The 15,575-nt window shown below is 40.7% G+C and carries 11 protein-coding genes; 4 read left to right on the top strand and 7 right to left on the bottom strand.

Annotated elements, in window-relative coordinates:
* Positions 1-3: 3 nt before the first annotated feature.
* Positions 4-2,892, bottom strand: a complete 2,889-nt coding sequence (gene uvrA, locus P2W73_RS06460; protein WP_276501187.1) for an excinuclease ABC subunit UvrA — start codon at positions 2,890-2,892, stop codon at positions 4-6.
* A gap of 306 nt (positions 2,893-3,198) precedes the next feature.
* On the opposite strand from uvrA, the gene P2W73_RS06455 reads away from it, so the two are divergent.
* On the top strand, positions 3,199-3,780 hold the full coding sequence (locus P2W73_RS06455) for an RNA polymerase sigma factor (protein WP_276501186.1): 582 nt from the start codon (positions 3,199-3,201) through the stop codon (positions 3,778-3,780).
* A 218-nt stretch (positions 3,781-3,998) separates the two neighbouring features.
* Here P2W73_RS06455 and P2W73_RS06450 read toward each other — a convergent pair whose 3' ends face one another.
* The 5 genes from P2W73_RS06450 to P2W73_RS06430 all read right to left on the bottom strand — a co-directional run bounded on the left by P2W73_RS06450 (position 3,999) and on the right by P2W73_RS06430 (position 9,964).
* On the bottom strand, positions 3,999-5,975 hold the full coding sequence (locus tag P2W73_RS06450) for a protein-disulfide reductase DsbD family protein (RefSeq protein ID WP_276501185.1): 1,977 nt from the start codon (positions 5,973-5,975) through the stop codon (positions 3,999-4,001).
* Positions 5,976-6,045: 70 nt separating this feature from the next.
* Positions 6,046-6,498, bottom strand: a complete 453-nt coding sequence (locus P2W73_RS06445; RefSeq protein ID WP_276501184.1) for a protein-disulfide reductase DsbD domain-containing protein — start codon at positions 6,496-6,498, stop codon at positions 6,046-6,048.
* A gap of 106 nt (positions 6,499-6,604) precedes the next feature.
* Entirely contained in the window at positions 6,605-7,279 is a 675-nt protein-coding gene (purQ, locus tag P2W73_RS06440) for a phosphoribosylformylglycinamidine synthase subunit PurQ (RefSeq protein WP_276501183.1), read from the bottom strand.
* 151 nt (positions 7,280-7,430) lie between these two features.
* Entirely contained in the window at positions 7,431-8,336 is a 906-nt protein-coding gene (locus tag P2W73_RS06435) for a hypothetical protein (protein WP_276501182.1), read from the bottom strand.
* Between the two features lie 107 nt (positions 8,337-8,443).
* Positions 8,444-9,964 carry a hypothetical protein gene (locus P2W73_RS06430; protein WP_276501181.1) on the bottom strand — a complete coding sequence of 507 codons (1,521 nt, stop codon included), beginning with the start codon at positions 9,962-9,964 and terminating at the stop codon, positions 8,444-8,446.
* 233 nt (positions 9,965-10,197) lie between these two features.
* On the opposite strand from P2W73_RS06430, the gene P2W73_RS06425 reads away from it, so the two are divergent.
* The 3 genes from P2W73_RS06425 to P2W73_RS06415 all read left to right on the top strand — a co-directional run bounded on the left by P2W73_RS06425 (position 10,198) and on the right by P2W73_RS06415 (position 14,280).
* Positions 10,198-12,171 (top strand): KUP/HAK/KT family potassium transporter, encoded by a 1,974-nt coding sequence (locus P2W73_RS06425; RefSeq protein WP_276501180.1) that lies wholly within the window; start codon positions 10,198-10,200, stop codon positions 12,169-12,171.
* A 72-nt stretch (positions 12,172-12,243) separates the two neighbouring features.
* Positions 12,244-13,032: an alpha/beta hydrolase gene (locus tag P2W73_RS06420; protein WP_276501179.1), complete on the top strand. Its 789-nt coding sequence runs from the start codon at positions 12,244-12,246 to the stop codon at positions 13,030-13,032.
* A 99-nt stretch (positions 13,033-13,131) separates the two neighbouring features.
* Positions 13,132-14,280, top strand: a complete 1,149-nt coding sequence (locus P2W73_RS06415) for a hypothetical protein (RefSeq protein WP_276501178.1) — start codon at positions 13,132-13,134, stop codon at positions 14,278-14,280.
* A gap of 79 nt (positions 14,281-14,359) precedes the next feature.
* Here the strand turns inward: P2W73_RS06415 and P2W73_RS06410 are convergent, their stop codons facing one another.
* Positions 14,360-15,538 carry an ABC transporter substrate-binding protein gene (locus tag P2W73_RS06410; protein WP_276501177.1) on the bottom strand — a complete coding sequence of 393 codons (1,179 nt, stop codon included), beginning with the start codon at positions 15,536-15,538 and terminating at the stop codon, positions 14,360-14,362.
* Positions 15,539-15,575 lie beyond the last annotated feature (37 nt).

Raw genomic sequence — 15,575 nt, 5'->3', positions numbered from 1 at the left:
TGATCAAACAAACCGGGCTGTATGACTTTCTTTTATTGACTTTATACCTGATGGCTTCCCGGCATAAACAAGATTACCTCCACCATCCCCGGCTTCGGGTCCTAAATCTATCAACCAGTCCGCACTTTTTATTACGTCAGTATTGTGTTCTATTACAATTATTGAATGGCCCTGTTCTATCAAAGCATGGAAGGATGTGAGCAATTTTTGTATATCATGAAAATGAAGACCCGTAGTAGGCTCGTCAAAAATGAAAAGAATTTTATTAGCACTTCGCCCCTTCCCTAAAAAAGAAGCCAGCTTTACCCGTTGCGCTTCGCCGCCCGACAGGGTATCAGAAGATTGACCGAGCTTCACATAGCCAAGTCCGACGTCGCTTAAAGGCTGTATGGCCCTGGCAATATTTTGTTCATCTTTTCCGGCGCCCGAAAAAAAATCAATCGCTTCATCCACGCCCATTTCCAACACGTCGAAAATATTTTTGTCGTTATACTTTACTTCCAGGATTTCTTCTTTGAATTTTTTACCGCCGCAAGCTTCACATACCAGGTGCACATCGGCCAGGAATTGCATCTCTACTACCTGTTCTCCCTCACCCTTGCAGGTGTCGCATCGGCCACCATCCACATTAAAAGAAAAATGTTTGGGCTGAAATCCACGCATTTTACTCAAGGGCTGCTTCGCAAATAAATCCCTTATTTCATCATATGCTTTGATGTAGGTAACGGGGTTACTTCGCGACGATTTGCCAATAGGGTTTTGATCGATCATTTCTATCTGACCAATACTATCTATATCACCGGTAATAGCTCTATGATAGCCTATCTTATCACCAAACTCTCCTTTAAGCTTTCTTAATGCGGGGTAAAGAATTTGTTTTACCAATGTTGTTTTACCACTTCCGCTAACACCACTTACGACACATAGTACGTTTAGAGGAAACTCAACAGTAATATTTTTAAGATTGTGCTGCCTGGCGCCTTCCACCTTTATTGACCGGTTCCATTTTCTTGCTGTTTTTGGCGGCTCGATTTTTAAAATGCCATCCAAATATTTCCCGGTTAGACTCTGGGGATTGTGAATAATATCATCATAGTGACCTTCAGCAATTACCTCTCCGCCAAGGTGAGAGGCCAATGGCCCCATGTCGATAATATGGTCGGCCTCCCGCATCATCATTTCATCATGTTCAACCACTACAACTGTGTTGCCTAAATCCCTCAACTCCTTCAACACATTTATCAAATTCGAAGTATCTCTCGAGTGTAGTCCGATGGAAGGCTCATCAAGGATATATAATGAATCAGTCAAATTACTTCCAAGACTACGTGTTAATTGAATACGCTGGCTTTCTCCACCACTCAGGGTATTGGCCAGGCGGTTCAAAGTCAAATATCCAAGCCCAACATCCAGCAATGTTTTGAGCCGATGATGAATTTCCAGCAAGATCCTTTTTCCGATTTGCTTATCATGATCGCTCAGCTTCTTTTCCATTTCGATAAACCAAACGTTCAGATCTTTTACCGGCATTTCGCCTAATTGCCCTATGTGTTTATCACCCACTTTTACATACAATGCTTCTTTTCTTAAACGATAGCCTTTGCATTCGGGGCAAAGGGCCCGGCCACGATAGCGGCTTAACAAAACACGGTACTGAACTTTGTAAAGATTCTGCTCTACTTCTTTAAAAAAGTCATTAATCCCTTCTACATATTCATTTCCCTCCCATAAAGCCTGGTATTGCTTTTCGGTGAGATCGGCAATGGGTTTATGGACAGGGAAATTAAATTTCTTCGCCTCTTTAATAAACCTTTCTTTCCAAAGACCCAGTTTTTCTCCTTTCCATGGTGCAACGGCACCATCATAAACACTAAGGCTTCTGTCGGGTATCACCAATTCAGTATCTATTCCAAGCACCTGGCTAAAGCCCTCACAGGTCGGACATGCACCAAACGGGTTGTTAAAAGAAAAAAGATTTGGCACGGGTTCTTCAAACTGTATACCGTCTAATTCGAAGCGGTTGTTGAAGTGAAGAAGTGAGTTGTTATTTTTTGCCTTTGCCTTCAACCCGTTATCAGTTGTCACCTGATCACTATCAGTCACTGGTTGCGCTTCGATGTATACATCGCCCTCTCCCTCGTAAAAGGCAGTGCCGACCGAATCAGATATCCGGTGGATATCATCTTCATCAAACTCTTTTACAACCAGCCTATCAACCAAAATATATAAACGGGATCCTTTACCGCCAAACTGCCCCTTAAGGTCTTTATCCGCCAACTCCAGCAAGTCTTCTATATTATAAACAGTGCCGGCGGGATTTTTTCCCTCTTCATGATTATAAACCCGCGTAAAGCCTTTTTGTAAAAGAATATTCAATTCTTCTTTTATATTTCTGTTTTTATGCTGCTTAAATAAGGCCAGGATAAAAACTTTGGTCCCGGGTTCCATGCTTGTTATGGCTTTCACCACATCGGTTACATCATCTTTTTTCACCTGTTTTCCTGAAACAGGTGAAATAGTTTTACCGATCCTGGCAAAGAGCAGTCGCAAATAGTCATAGACCTCTGTCATACTCCCCACCGTGCTACGTGGAGTTCGTGTAATTACTTTCTGTTCAATAGCTATGGCGGGGCAAAGACCTTTTATAAAATCGACATCCGGCTTATTCATCCGGTTCAGAAACTGGCGGGCATAAGCACTGAGGCTTTCCGCATAACGCCGTTGTCCTTCGGCATACAGGGTGTCAATAGTCAGCGAAGACTTCCCCGATCCGGACACACCGGTTACAACTACCAGCTTGTTTCTGGGTATTTCGACTGTAACGTTCTTTAAGTTGTGGACCCGGGCACCCTTGATAAGGATGTTTTCTGCGGGATTTACGGTTTTCGTCACTAAGGGTTTTTTCCCTATTATTTCTTTTTCCATTTTCTAGAATATCAAAGTTAAACCCTTATCCCACGCAAACTTCAAGGGATATGATTAACATTTTTTTTGCAATAAATTTTAAATCTTTTTTTGGAAGGGTGTTTGGAACATCAACTAAAAACTATATTTTTATTATCCAATATCCAAAAAAATGAATAACCAAAAAATTACCCCGCCTATCGCATATACTTCTACTTTTTATTAGCGAATCACCCATTTTTATTTTTAGTTTTTAAACCTATCCCATTCAACCACCTAAACTGTAGAAGTTTTATGAAAGCTTTTATCGAAAAAACCGACCATGAACTCATCCATCTTTTTAAGGATGGCAATCTTAGTGCCCTTGAAGCTTTAGTGCTTCGCCACAAGGACAAGTTGTACACTTCAATCCTTTTTCTGGTAAAGGACAAATACCTCGCTGAAGACATTTTCCAGGATGTTTTTATCCGGATCATCGACACGATGCGTGGTGGCCGCTATACTGAAGAAGGCAAGTTTCTGCCCTGGGCTATGCGTATTGCTCACAACCTCTGCGTTGATCATTTTCGTAAAGTAAAAAGAACGCCTACGATCCGCAATAGCGAAGACAAAGACATTTTTGAAGTCCTGAACTTTGCAGATGACAGTGCCGAAACTGTTTTGATAAAAAGACAAAGTCACAATCGTGTCCGTGAAATGCTTGAAAGATTACCTGAAGATCAACGGGAAGTAATCATCCTTCGTCATTATGCCGACATGAGCTTTAAAGAAATTGCAGCTACAACCAACTGCAGCATCAACACAGCATTGGGCCGTATGCGCTACGGTCTTATCAATCTCAGAAAATTGATGATTCAAAAACAAATTGCTTTATAGTCTTTGTTGATTGAATCAGTTCTTTATATCTTTGATGCAGCTTATTGAAAAAAATATTGTCATTCTGTTTCTCCCGTTGCACCTGAAAGATTCGTACTAAAAGAATTTTTCCTTTGCTTGCCCGGCAACAGGCTGTTGCAGAATGACACCAAATTGAAACGTCCCGATCAATGATCGGGACGTTTTTATTTAATATGACTAATAGTCGAATGATGATCTTATTTTGCCATCGTTGTTTGATTATGTTTTTGAAATGCATCTAGTCCACACTGCAACCATTCGGCAAACTCGGCTGGATCAGGGGTATAAAACTTTGTTTTGACCATCGCTTTTTCATCAGCACTGATGATTGCGTATTGTGGCTGGGAAGTAGCGCCAAAATTTTCTGTTTGAAAAGTCGACCATTTGTCTCCCACGGTTATAATGGACTTTTCACTGCCATTGGGAGCTCTATACGTAGTTTGTTCTGTTAATGGCAGTTTTTTTCTTTCATCAACATACAAGGATAACACAACAAATTTTGTCCGCATCAGGCTATCCACCATAGGATCGGGCCATACTTTCTCCTCCATTCTACGGCAGTTTACACATGCCCAACCCGTAAAGTCAATCAGAACTGGTTTATTTTCTTTTTTGGCAATAGCCAAAGCTTCTTCATATTTATTGTGTATGGGCTCGAAGACACTTTTATTATTATCAAAATTGTATAAGCTGTATGTACGTGGCGGTGGAAATCCACTGATCAATTTCAAATCCGCCCATTTTGTTTTAGAAAGGCCCGGCAACAGATAAATAGTAACAGATGCAAACAAAACAATAAAGGCTATCCTGGTAAAGGAAAAACGCTTTACTGGTGAACTATGCGAAAATTTCAGTTTTCCCAGCAGGTATAATGTAAGTAATATTCCAATTAGAATCCAAAGGCCTATAAAAATTTCTCTTTTCAAAAATCCCCATTGTTTTACAAGATCCGCGTTAGATAAGAACTTAATCGCTAACGCAAGCTCCAGGAATCCTAACACTACTTTCACATCCGTCATCCAGCCACCTGATTTTGGTAATGAATGAAGCCAATTTGGAAACATGGCAAACAATGCAAAGGGCAATCCAAGCGCAATACCAAAACCAGCAGCCCCTGCTGTTAAAGGCCAGGCACCTTGCTCTGCAACACCAACCAACAGCGTTCCCAATATCGGGCCTGTGCAGGAAAATGAAACGATCGCCAGCGTTGATGCCATAAAGAAAATCCCACCAATATTTCCTAGTCCGGATTTTGAATCCATTTTATTTGCTAAGCCAGCCGGCAGCCCTATTTCAAAGAGGCCAAAAAAGGACAGAGCAAATACAACAAAGACAGCGAAGAATAGTAAGTTCAACCAGACATTAGTGGAAATATTATTAAAGATCTCCGGGCTTATTGCTTTGTCAGCGATATGAAAGGGAAGAGTGATCAGTACATAGATCAGGAAAATGAAAAGGCCATAAAGAATAGCGTTGGTTATTCCCCTGCTTTTATCATGCGATTTTTTGGTGAAAAACGTTACCGTTACAGGTATCATAGGAAATACGCAGGGTGTCAGCAAGGCTATGAGTCCCCCGAGTAAGCCAAGCAGGAAAATTGACAATATGCTTTTATTTTTCGTGCCCTCATCCCCACACTCGTTTACAGGCTTTCCTATATTTATGGAAGGAACTAAGATTTTTGTTGAAGAAGCAACACCTCCCTCCAGCTCTACAACAAAAGGAATAGCCGTAGCCGGATAAAACTCATCATTCTTACCATAAGTATATAGCAACCTCCCTTGCAATTGCGCCGGTGTATTGCCGTCGATTGTGACCGTTACTCTCCAAACAGCGTCGCCGGGAAATACTTTGATGATTGTATTTTCAAAAATTGAACTGGGTTCCTCTTTTACTTGCGAAGCTTCTATCTTAAACTCTCCTTCCTGCCGGATAGAAGAATCGGCAAAAACTAATTCAGTTGTTTTTACGTCAAGCAGGGTTTGATTAGGCGCATAAATTTTCCACTCACCAGTCGCAGCAGCAGAAAACGAAAGCTCATATTTACCTTCAGCCAGCTTCTTGCTTGCAACTTTCCATTGATGAGGAACGGGGATAGAATCCTGGGCAAACGAAGTGAGAAATAAAAATAGGTTTGCAACAATAAAAATAATGGCTTTGCTTTTTCTACGCATTCGTTTGCCTGTTTAATAAAAAAGGGTTCTAAAGAAGAACCCGCTAAATTTTGTACAACAATTTAATCAGCTATTTGACGGGAACACTAAAATTAACAGTCTTTGGTGGCAGACATTTCTTATCATCACAAGTCTGAAACTCCACGCTGCCGGTAAGATTTGTTTTTGCGTTGGCCTTTAATTTCACTACCTGCACAAAATCTACTTTATTGGCGTATTGATTGGCCGATACCTGCAGCTTTGCATCATGAAATTTTTCCATTTTTCCAACCTCTTTAATCTTTCCGTCCAGGGAAAGTAAAGGATTATTATTGATCTTAAAATCCGTAGGCTGAGCGATGGCATCCTCCGGCTGAACCTGTGAATATAAATGCCATCCCGACTGCATGGTTGCTGTCAGGTGTATTTCGTAAGTTTTATCATTTATTTTTTTTGAAGAAAAAGACCAGCTAACAGGATTCAATTGGGCATTCACCGAAGTCGTTGCAAAAGCCAACAATAAAATTGCTAAATTTTTTTTCATTCGAACGTGGTTGTATTAATACAAGGCAAAAATAGAATACAGCCGGGTATTTAATTGTCAGCAAAGTGATAAAAGGCTGCTAAATATTTCCTTGTAGACGATGCAATTACCCTACCAGTTGCCCCGCCATTAACAGATCTTTAATTATCTGGCGCCCATCCGTATTACCCAGCGTGTCAGAACAAGCCCTTTCGGGATGCGGCATCATACCAAATACGTTACGATTTGAATTGCAGATTCCTGCAATATTGTTAATAGCGCCATTAGGATTAGCAGCAGCATTTACCTTACCATTCTCGTCGCAATAGCGGAAAATGATCTGTCCATTAGCCTCCAAATCACTGAGTATTTTGTCATCCGCGTAATAGCGGCCTTCTCCATGCGCCACTGGTATTTTATAGATATTTTCTGCCTGGTCTTTTATGTAAACGTTTTTACAAACAAATTGTTGATTACCGTTTCTTAACAAGGCGCCCGGCAAAAGATGAGACTCACATAATATCTGGAAGCCATTACATACTCCTAATACCTTACCCCCGGCATTAGCAAATTCGATAACACTTTGCATCAATGGACTAAACCTTGCAATGGCACCACAACGTAAATAATCGCCATAAGAAAAGCCACCGGGGAGTATGATGCAATCTTCCGTATTAAACTGGCTGAGATCTTTGTCTTTGTGCCAAAGCATCGTCACTTCCTGCCCCAGGTCGTATTTGAGGGCATCATGCATATCTCTGTCACAATTAGAACCAGGAAAAACAACTACCCCGAATTTCATTTGCTGATGTATTATTTTGTTAAGCCCAATGGAAACGATGCTGCATTTTCCATCTTTTACGGCTAAAATTTAAAACGCAAATATAAGCAACAGTGCCCAAGCTGCAAGAGGGATAAATGACCTGTTAAACTAAACAAGTGTTGGTTTGAGCCTACCAACCGGGCCCATAATATTGATAAGTAAAAATAAAGGCAATGGTTAACCAGAAAATAATAAGCGGGAAAACTCTCCATTTTGACTGCAGATAACCATATCCATGAAAAGTAGCCATCGGCACCATGGCCATGATCCAGTTTTCAAATGTGGCGCTGCTATTCACAAAGGGAAGCAACAAAGCCGCCAACAGGTACAATAACAAAAGGCTCCAGCCTTTCCTGATGTTGATCAACATCTTCCGGAGATTTTCCTGCACATGATACCCCCCGCTTAAAAAAGGTATCATCACCAGGAAAATGCTGCCAGCCAGCCAGGCTGATTGCTTAAGCGATGGAACACCCAGGCTAAGCTGGGGAATAAATTCCTGCCACGTGAAATTTCCATTTATTACTGTATAGATCGCATAAAAATAAAAGGGAGTTGTTATACCAAGTAGGCAGATCAGCCATTCATTGATTCTAAACGGCCGCATTACAGCTAATGCCAGCAAAACCCAGATGATGAATGTCAATGAAGAAATAAATAGAAACCCGGCAATTCCTAATGCTAAGCCCACATTGTAAATGGCGCCTTTGGCATTGGGCTTATTGTAAACCCCAAATAATGCCGATAAAATAAATAACAGTATTGTATTACAAAGCAACGGGGCTGAAAAATAATTCCACTCCGGCAAAAGCGAAGTGATAAGCATGTAAGCAATCCCCGCCAGGTAATTGGGCTTATTCATCATCCGCTGGTTATTGATAAAGCGGGTGATCATTACAGCCTGCAAAAACAATAAGGCAAAGGTCAATACCGGATAAAATACCGGGTTCGATTTAGCGATAGGATCAAAAAATGCAATAATTCCTTCAAACAGGATTCCATCAGCTGGTCGCACTACAGCCGCATGCGGTCTCATAAACATGGGCATTTTGATCAAAATGCCGGTTATAAGCAATAGTAAAAGGTTGGCCGGGTTTTTCTGTTTAAATAGTGCGATCACGGATAAAGGAAAAATTATATCGTTTAATTGTACTCAAGCTTTGCAAAGCAAATATAATTCCTGTACACACACGGTATAATCACCTGCCTCGAACTAACCTGCTTAGCGTATTTGGGCATTAATTCGTAACCCCTGTCAAGGTTTTTTAAAGTTGGATTACGGGTAATCTTACCATCGGGTTGTAAGCTAAAATCGCTGAGAAGATTAGCCCTTTTTTCAAGGTTGTTAAACAAAAAATGCAGTTGTCCGCCGGTGTTCATGACCTGGTAAGATAACAGGTCATCCGATTGATCGTCAAATTGCTCCTTGGTGATAACACTGCTCCATTTATGCTTTCCATCTTTATCGAAAGATAATATCGTTATGTTATCAGCCTGGTAACGGACCGATTGCCCCATATTCCACCTGTTTGCCCACAGGCTGTTATAAGAATACGGTGAATAGTAATAATAATCATAAGACCGAAGGAAAGGCGAACCGTAAAGGTTGCTCCACCTATTCCAGCCGCCACCTCTTGAAGTAGTATAGTAAGATTCACTCGTAATAATGAAACCGCCATCACGCTGGTTAATGATATTACGAATAAAGTAGTCATTAAATGCCGTACGGGTTCCCGCATTGCCTCTTGCTTCACGCCGCAGCTCATCACTAAAAATCAAGGTATCCTCTGCAACCGGCTGCCCTGTTTGCTTATCCCAGATATAAAAATAATAGCCGTCCACATTACCACGTCTCTGCTTGTAGTAGAAAGAAGTGATCAGGTACCGCTTATTATAATTATCAGGTTTTATTCTTATTTCATCCAGGTATCTTTTTTCTGTATCCAATGGCGTTACTTTAAACGAGTCAGCCTGGGCATATTTAATTATAAAAGCAGCATTACCGATGTTTTCACTGTTTACCCGGTCGAATTTGGTAAAAATCAAATCACCGTCATTGTCTACCTGGAACTCGTTCAGGTAATCATCCCGGTCATTCATTTCCAGTGATAACCTGCTTTTTTTAATAAGGGAAAGCTTATCATCCATCAGCAGGGTGGTAATTTTATATAACTTCTTGTTCTTGCTATTGATTTTAAACAGCATGATCTTACTCTTGTCTTCGCTCGTCACCACAGAATAGATCTTATTATCAGCACCAAAGTTTACCTGCGTGGTATCCAGTTCAGTCAGCTCCCCTACTTTTTGACCGTTGCCGTCAATCTTAGCGGCGATGCAATAAATAATATTTTTCTTGCGGTACTGGTAAATCATGTACACAAAATCGCTGTACGGGAAAAAATCAACATTGATCACCCTGTCATTATCGGGGAGATAATCCTGTTCAACACTTTTAACCAATTTCATGTCGTTGTCGAGCAGGGCGATCCAATTTTTATTCCTTACATTTTTATAGACAAGAAAATTGCCGTTGATCTTTCCAACTATTTCAAAGTTCAGCCGGCGGGTATCGTCTTTTTCAGGCTCGGAATAAACGAGTTTTTGTGATTGGGCGGATAACGCGACGAAAAACAAAAAGACAATCAACAATCGTCCACGAAGCATAATATTCTGATTTTTTGCAAATTAAAGTTACACGTTGGCTGCCAAAAAATGTGAAGTTTTATTTTAGTTTGGCGGCATCAGGGAGACGGCTTTTGGTAACGTTTAGTTGTATTAAATATTGCTATGCACAAAGTTTTAACAAGCCCTTCTTTGTAATTGAATTTTGCCTATACCTTTGCAGGCAAACTGTTACAGAATCAATTTCTGTACCTGGATAACAACAACCCCCGATAGTGAAAAAAAACACTAACCAAGCTACAGCGGCTGGACTACTCATTGCACTAGGAATTATTTACGGAGATATAGGTACATCCCCCCTCTATGTATTTAATGCGATCATCAATGGCCGGATAGTCGATGAAGCTCTTATTCTCGGTTCGCTTTCCTGTATCATCTGGACGCTTACTTTACAAACGACCATTAAGTATGTAATTCTAATCCTTCGTGCAGACAACCGCGGTGAGGGTGGCATATTTGCGTTGTATGCATTGGTAAGAAGAAGGCGGAAATGGTTGGTAATTCCAGCCATGCTCGGAGGGGCGGCTTTATTAGCTGATGGCATTATCACCCCTCCTATCTCCATCACTTCGGCCATCGAAGGACTTGGCGAACTTCCGGCCTTAAGAGGCATGCCTGTTGATACTATTGTGATCATTGTGTTGGTTATTCTCGCTTCGTTTTTCTTCCTGCAACAATTTGGCACAGCTTCTATTGGCAAAATTTTCGGACCAATTATGTTTCTCTGGTTCACCATGCTGGCAATGTTTGGAATCATCCACGTCTTTGATGACCCTACGATTTTCAAAGCAGTAAGTCCTCATTATGCTATTGAGTTTCTCCGGACTTACCCGGAAGGATTTTGGTTATTGGGCGCCGTCTTTCTCTGTACCACGGGTGCAGAAGCACTTTACAGCGACCTGGGGCATTGCGGCCGGGGAAATATTCGTATTTCGTGGATTTATGTAAAAACCTGTTTGCTGATCAATTATTTTGGACAGGGGGCAAACTTGTTAGCACACAGGAATGGGCTTCAAATCACCCCGGAAATCAAAAAAGCAATGGGCATTAACGCTTTTTATGACCTGATGCCGGAATGGTTCATTATTCCCGGGGTAGTTATCGCAACAACGGCCGCCATCATTGCCAGCCAGGCTTTGATCTCAGGCGCCTTTACGCTGATCAGCGAAGCCATGCGATTGAACCTGTGGCCAAAGATGAGGATCCGCTATCCCTCGGAAGAAAGAGGCCAACTTTTTATTCCCGGCATCAATATTATTCTTTTTGTCGGTTGCGCTGGTGTGGTCCTGCACTTCAAACAGTCTTCTTCCATGGAAGCTGCCTATGGCCTCGCCATTATTATGACTATGCTTTCAACGACCATTTTGTTTGCCAATTACCTGGTACTCCATCGATATAAGGAGTATAAGATATATATATTTCTAATAGGCTACCTGATCATTGAGATCGTGTACTTCGTGGCATTAATGGACAAATTCGTTCATGGAGGTTATATCACTTTATTGATCGGCGGCGTGATGTTTACGATCATGTATGTGTGGTATCGTGCCCGTAAGATCAAAAACCGCTATGTGGAATTTGTCAGGATGGAACATTATGTACCCAAGATACAGGAGCTGAGCAATGACAAGGCCGTGCCGAAATATGCTACGCACCTGGTTTATCTTACCAGTGCTAATAATCCAAAAGAAATTGAGCATAAGATCATCTATTCCATTCTCAATAAAAAACCGAAACGTGCCGATATATATTGGTTTGTTCACGTAGACACCGTGGACGATCCTTATACCTGCGAGTATAAAGTGGACCATATTATTCCGAATGATATTATTCGTATCGATTTCAGGCTGGGTTTCAGAATGGAGCCACGTATTAATTTGATGTTCCGTAAGGTAGTGGAAGATTTAGTCGCCAATAAAGAGGTAAATATTATCAGCCGTTATGAAAGCCTCGCCAGCAGTAATACCGTAGGCGACTTCCAGTTTATGGTCATGGAAAAATACCTGAGCCAGGATAATGAATTACCCTTTATGGAGCGGGTAGTCATGAAACTTCATTTCTGGTTGAAAGATCATAGCCTTTCCGAAGAAAAGGGTTTTGGATTGGATGTAGCGAATGTTACCGTAGAAAAATTCCCCCTGATCGTGGCGCCGGTTACCAATATAAGATTGAAAAGAGTGGAAGATTAGTTTGTGTTACAATAGTTTTTGAGTTTTTCGGGAATCAGGCTATCTTAACTCCAAAACTATAAACCTTAAGAATTGCCCCCATTTGTTCTGTATATCATTGGAGGTATTATTGCCTTATCAATCGCTGTTTATTTTTTACAGGAAAAATTCATCTTTAAGCCCGAAAAGCTAAACCAGGACTTCCAGTTCAAATATGATATTCCGTTTAAAGAATACTTTTTTGATATAGAGCCCGGCGTACGGATCAATGGCCTGCATTTTTTCAGGGAAAATCCCGCAGGACTTATTCTTTATTTTCATGGTAATACCCGTAGTATCAAGGGCTGGGCGAAATATGCCCGGGATTTTTATCGTTACAACTACGACGTGGTGTTAGTGGATTACCGGGGATTTGGCAAAAGCACTGGCAAAAGAAGTGAAAGGGAAATGCTGAATGATATGCAGTTTGTCTATAAAACACTATTGCAGTCGTATCCTGAACAGCATTTGATAGTGTATGGGCGAAGTATCGGCAGTGGCTTTGCTTCAAAAGTTGCTTCTGATAACAATCCCAGGTATCTTATTCTCGATGCACCCTATTATAGTTTTTTGAAAGTAGCGGAGAGATTTTTGCCGATCCTGCCTGTTCGTTATGTGTTACGATACCATTTGCGGACCGATAAATGGATTGCTTTGGTAAAATGTCACACTTATATTATTCATGGCACTAGAGACTGGCTTATCCCCATTAAACACAGCGAAAGGCTGCAAAAGATCAACCCTAAAAAAATCACCCTGATCCGTATACAGGGAGGTGGGCATAACAATCTGCCGATGTACGACGAGTACCATAATTTCGTAAGGGATATCCTGAAGTATTAAACCCCCATCCCCTAAAGCGGTGTTAAGGTTTATTTAATTCACCTTTACGTTAATAACATCTGATATAAGAGAAACGTCCAACTATTTAAATGAAGATTTATGAAACTGAAACTTTACTCACTTCTTTTTTTTGCCAGCAGCCTTTTTTTCTTCTCCTGTAAAACGGCAGAGAAGCTTTATTCGAAAGGCCACTATGACCAGGCAGTAATGCTTGCCACTAAAAAGTTGCAAAAGAAACCGGGTGATACCAAACTTATCAATATTGTCCAGGATGCTTATAGATTTGCAGCAGAGGATCATGAAAGCAGGATCCGCAATTATTCCAATAGCATTAACACGCTGAAGTCGGAAAGCATTTATCATGAGTATTTGCAACTTCAGGGGCTTTATGAAGCTATCCGCCGTTCACCTTCCGTCTTCAAAATTGTTCAACCTATAGATTATTCATCGTATATAACTACTTATAAAGAAGAGGCTGGCAACGCCCGGGTGGAACGTGGGTTGGAGTTAATGAATCAAAACAGTAAAGCCGGTTTTCGTGAAGCTTATTATGAATTTCAAAAAGCATTATCACTAAAGCCAGGCGATCTTTCTATCAAGCAAAAAATTGATGAGGCATATGAAAATGCCGTGACCAATGTTGTGATTCGTCCACTGAGCCGGTACGGATTCCAGCACGGGTCTTATAATTTTGATTATAATAATTTCAACTACAACCTGCTTCGCTATCTGAATAATAATAACAAAAGCAAGTTTCTTCGCTTTTACCAACAGGCAGGGCCCGGTAATCAGCAGGTGCGTACGGACAATATGGTTGACATGCGTTTTAGCGATGTAAATATTGGCCGCTATCGTGATGAAAGGGATACAAGGGAAGTATCGAAACAAATTGTAGGCAAAGAAATTGTTGTCTCGAAGGACTCCGTAAGAAAAGAATATATCACTGTTAAAGCCAAAATCACAACCACTACCCGTACTATACAAGCTAACGGCCTGCTGCAGGCTACGATCAGGGATTACGACAACCGCTGGTTATGGAGTGATACATATCGCGGCGATTATAACTGGATAGCATCCTTTGCCACCTTCACCGGCGATGAAAGAGCATTAAGCGATGAAGACAAAAAACTCATCAATCAAAAGGAGCAATGGCCACCTTCGAATGATGAAATCATTCGTATCATCATGGATGATATAAGAAGAAAAACGGAATGCGGTATCGGGGAATATTTTAACCGGGTAAATTAGGTTTTTCAAATAACTAAAAGGAAAGGGGAAAATTGTTTAAAACATCTTTCCTCTTTCTTTTTCTGCCTATCCAAAACTCTTACCAATTCACTCCTTTCACTATCCCATCCTCCCATTTAAGAAAGTATAATTTTTTATTTTCGAAATAATCCAGCTCCATTGTTTGCTTATTCAAAACAGGCTGAATATCGAAGTCGGTAAATATATTGCCTTGTTTGTTACCGATGTTAGAAGCAAGATCGTTTTTATATTTCGCAAGAAGTTTGGCAAACTTCCAGGTTACTTCATAACCACGAAATACCATATCACTTGGCCTTGCAAACATAACAGTGTTAAAATACTCATTAATGGACTCGCTTACTTTATCGGTCTTGGCATTGTAGAAAGGAGAACTGTAGATAATTTCTATTCCTTTAAACTCAGGCTTGTTAAACTCTTTGATGCCATCCCAGGTGGGCATCCCCATTACCACGGCAGGATACTCATTTACCAAAGATGCAAGGCTTGAAGCAAGACGCTTCCCAAAATTTATATCCAGGCTTCCGGCCATGCATAAAGTGGTGCGATTGGAATCAAGATAGGCTTTCAACTGCGTTGTCGAAAAGTTGTCCGGCAACTCAACGTATTTAATTTTCAATGGTACAGATGAGGTGCTCTTACTATAGTCATCCAGTATTTTTTTTATCTGGTCATCAAACGTTCCTTTTCTTTTAAACATTATTACCGGGTTGATAGCAAAATATTTCTGGATATACCGATAGATGCCTTCACACTGTGTTTTCAAAGTGGGGTTAAGAATTACAAAAAAAGGATTGGAAACAGTACCTGCATCATTAGGTACCGTCGTATTAATTACCGGTATCTTTTTTTTGAGAGCCGTCTCTGCTAGCAAGCGTACTTCATTATTGCTGCAATGGGCGATAATGAGAGACACGTCATTTAATTCGGGCTTCATTAGCTGCTCTTCAAATTTCTCAGTAGCGGATCTTGTATCATATACATACACTTCCAGCTCTGCGCCTTCTTTATTTAATGAATCAAGGGCAAGGCGGGCACCTTCATAGAACTCAAGACCAGAGTTAATAAATTTTGGAAAAACGTTTTTTGCGTATTTGTAATTATTGACGCCGTCAAAAGCTGAGTCAAGATAAAGCGGGGCAAAAATGGCAATCTTATACTTGCTGAGAGTGTCCTGGGAAAGTACAACTGATTGTGAAAGCACTAATGCAAAAATCAAGTACCATGCTTTTATCTTCATTTCTAGTAATTTTTTAATTACAATTTCAGTTTATACT

It is taken from the genome of Terrimonas pollutisoli, assembly GCF_029360765.1.
Classification (GTDB): Bacteria; Bacteroidota; Bacteroidia; order Chitinophagales; family Chitinophagaceae; genus Terrimonas_B; species Terrimonas_B pollutisoli.
This window is presented reverse-complemented; position numbering and strand designations above follow the sequence as displayed.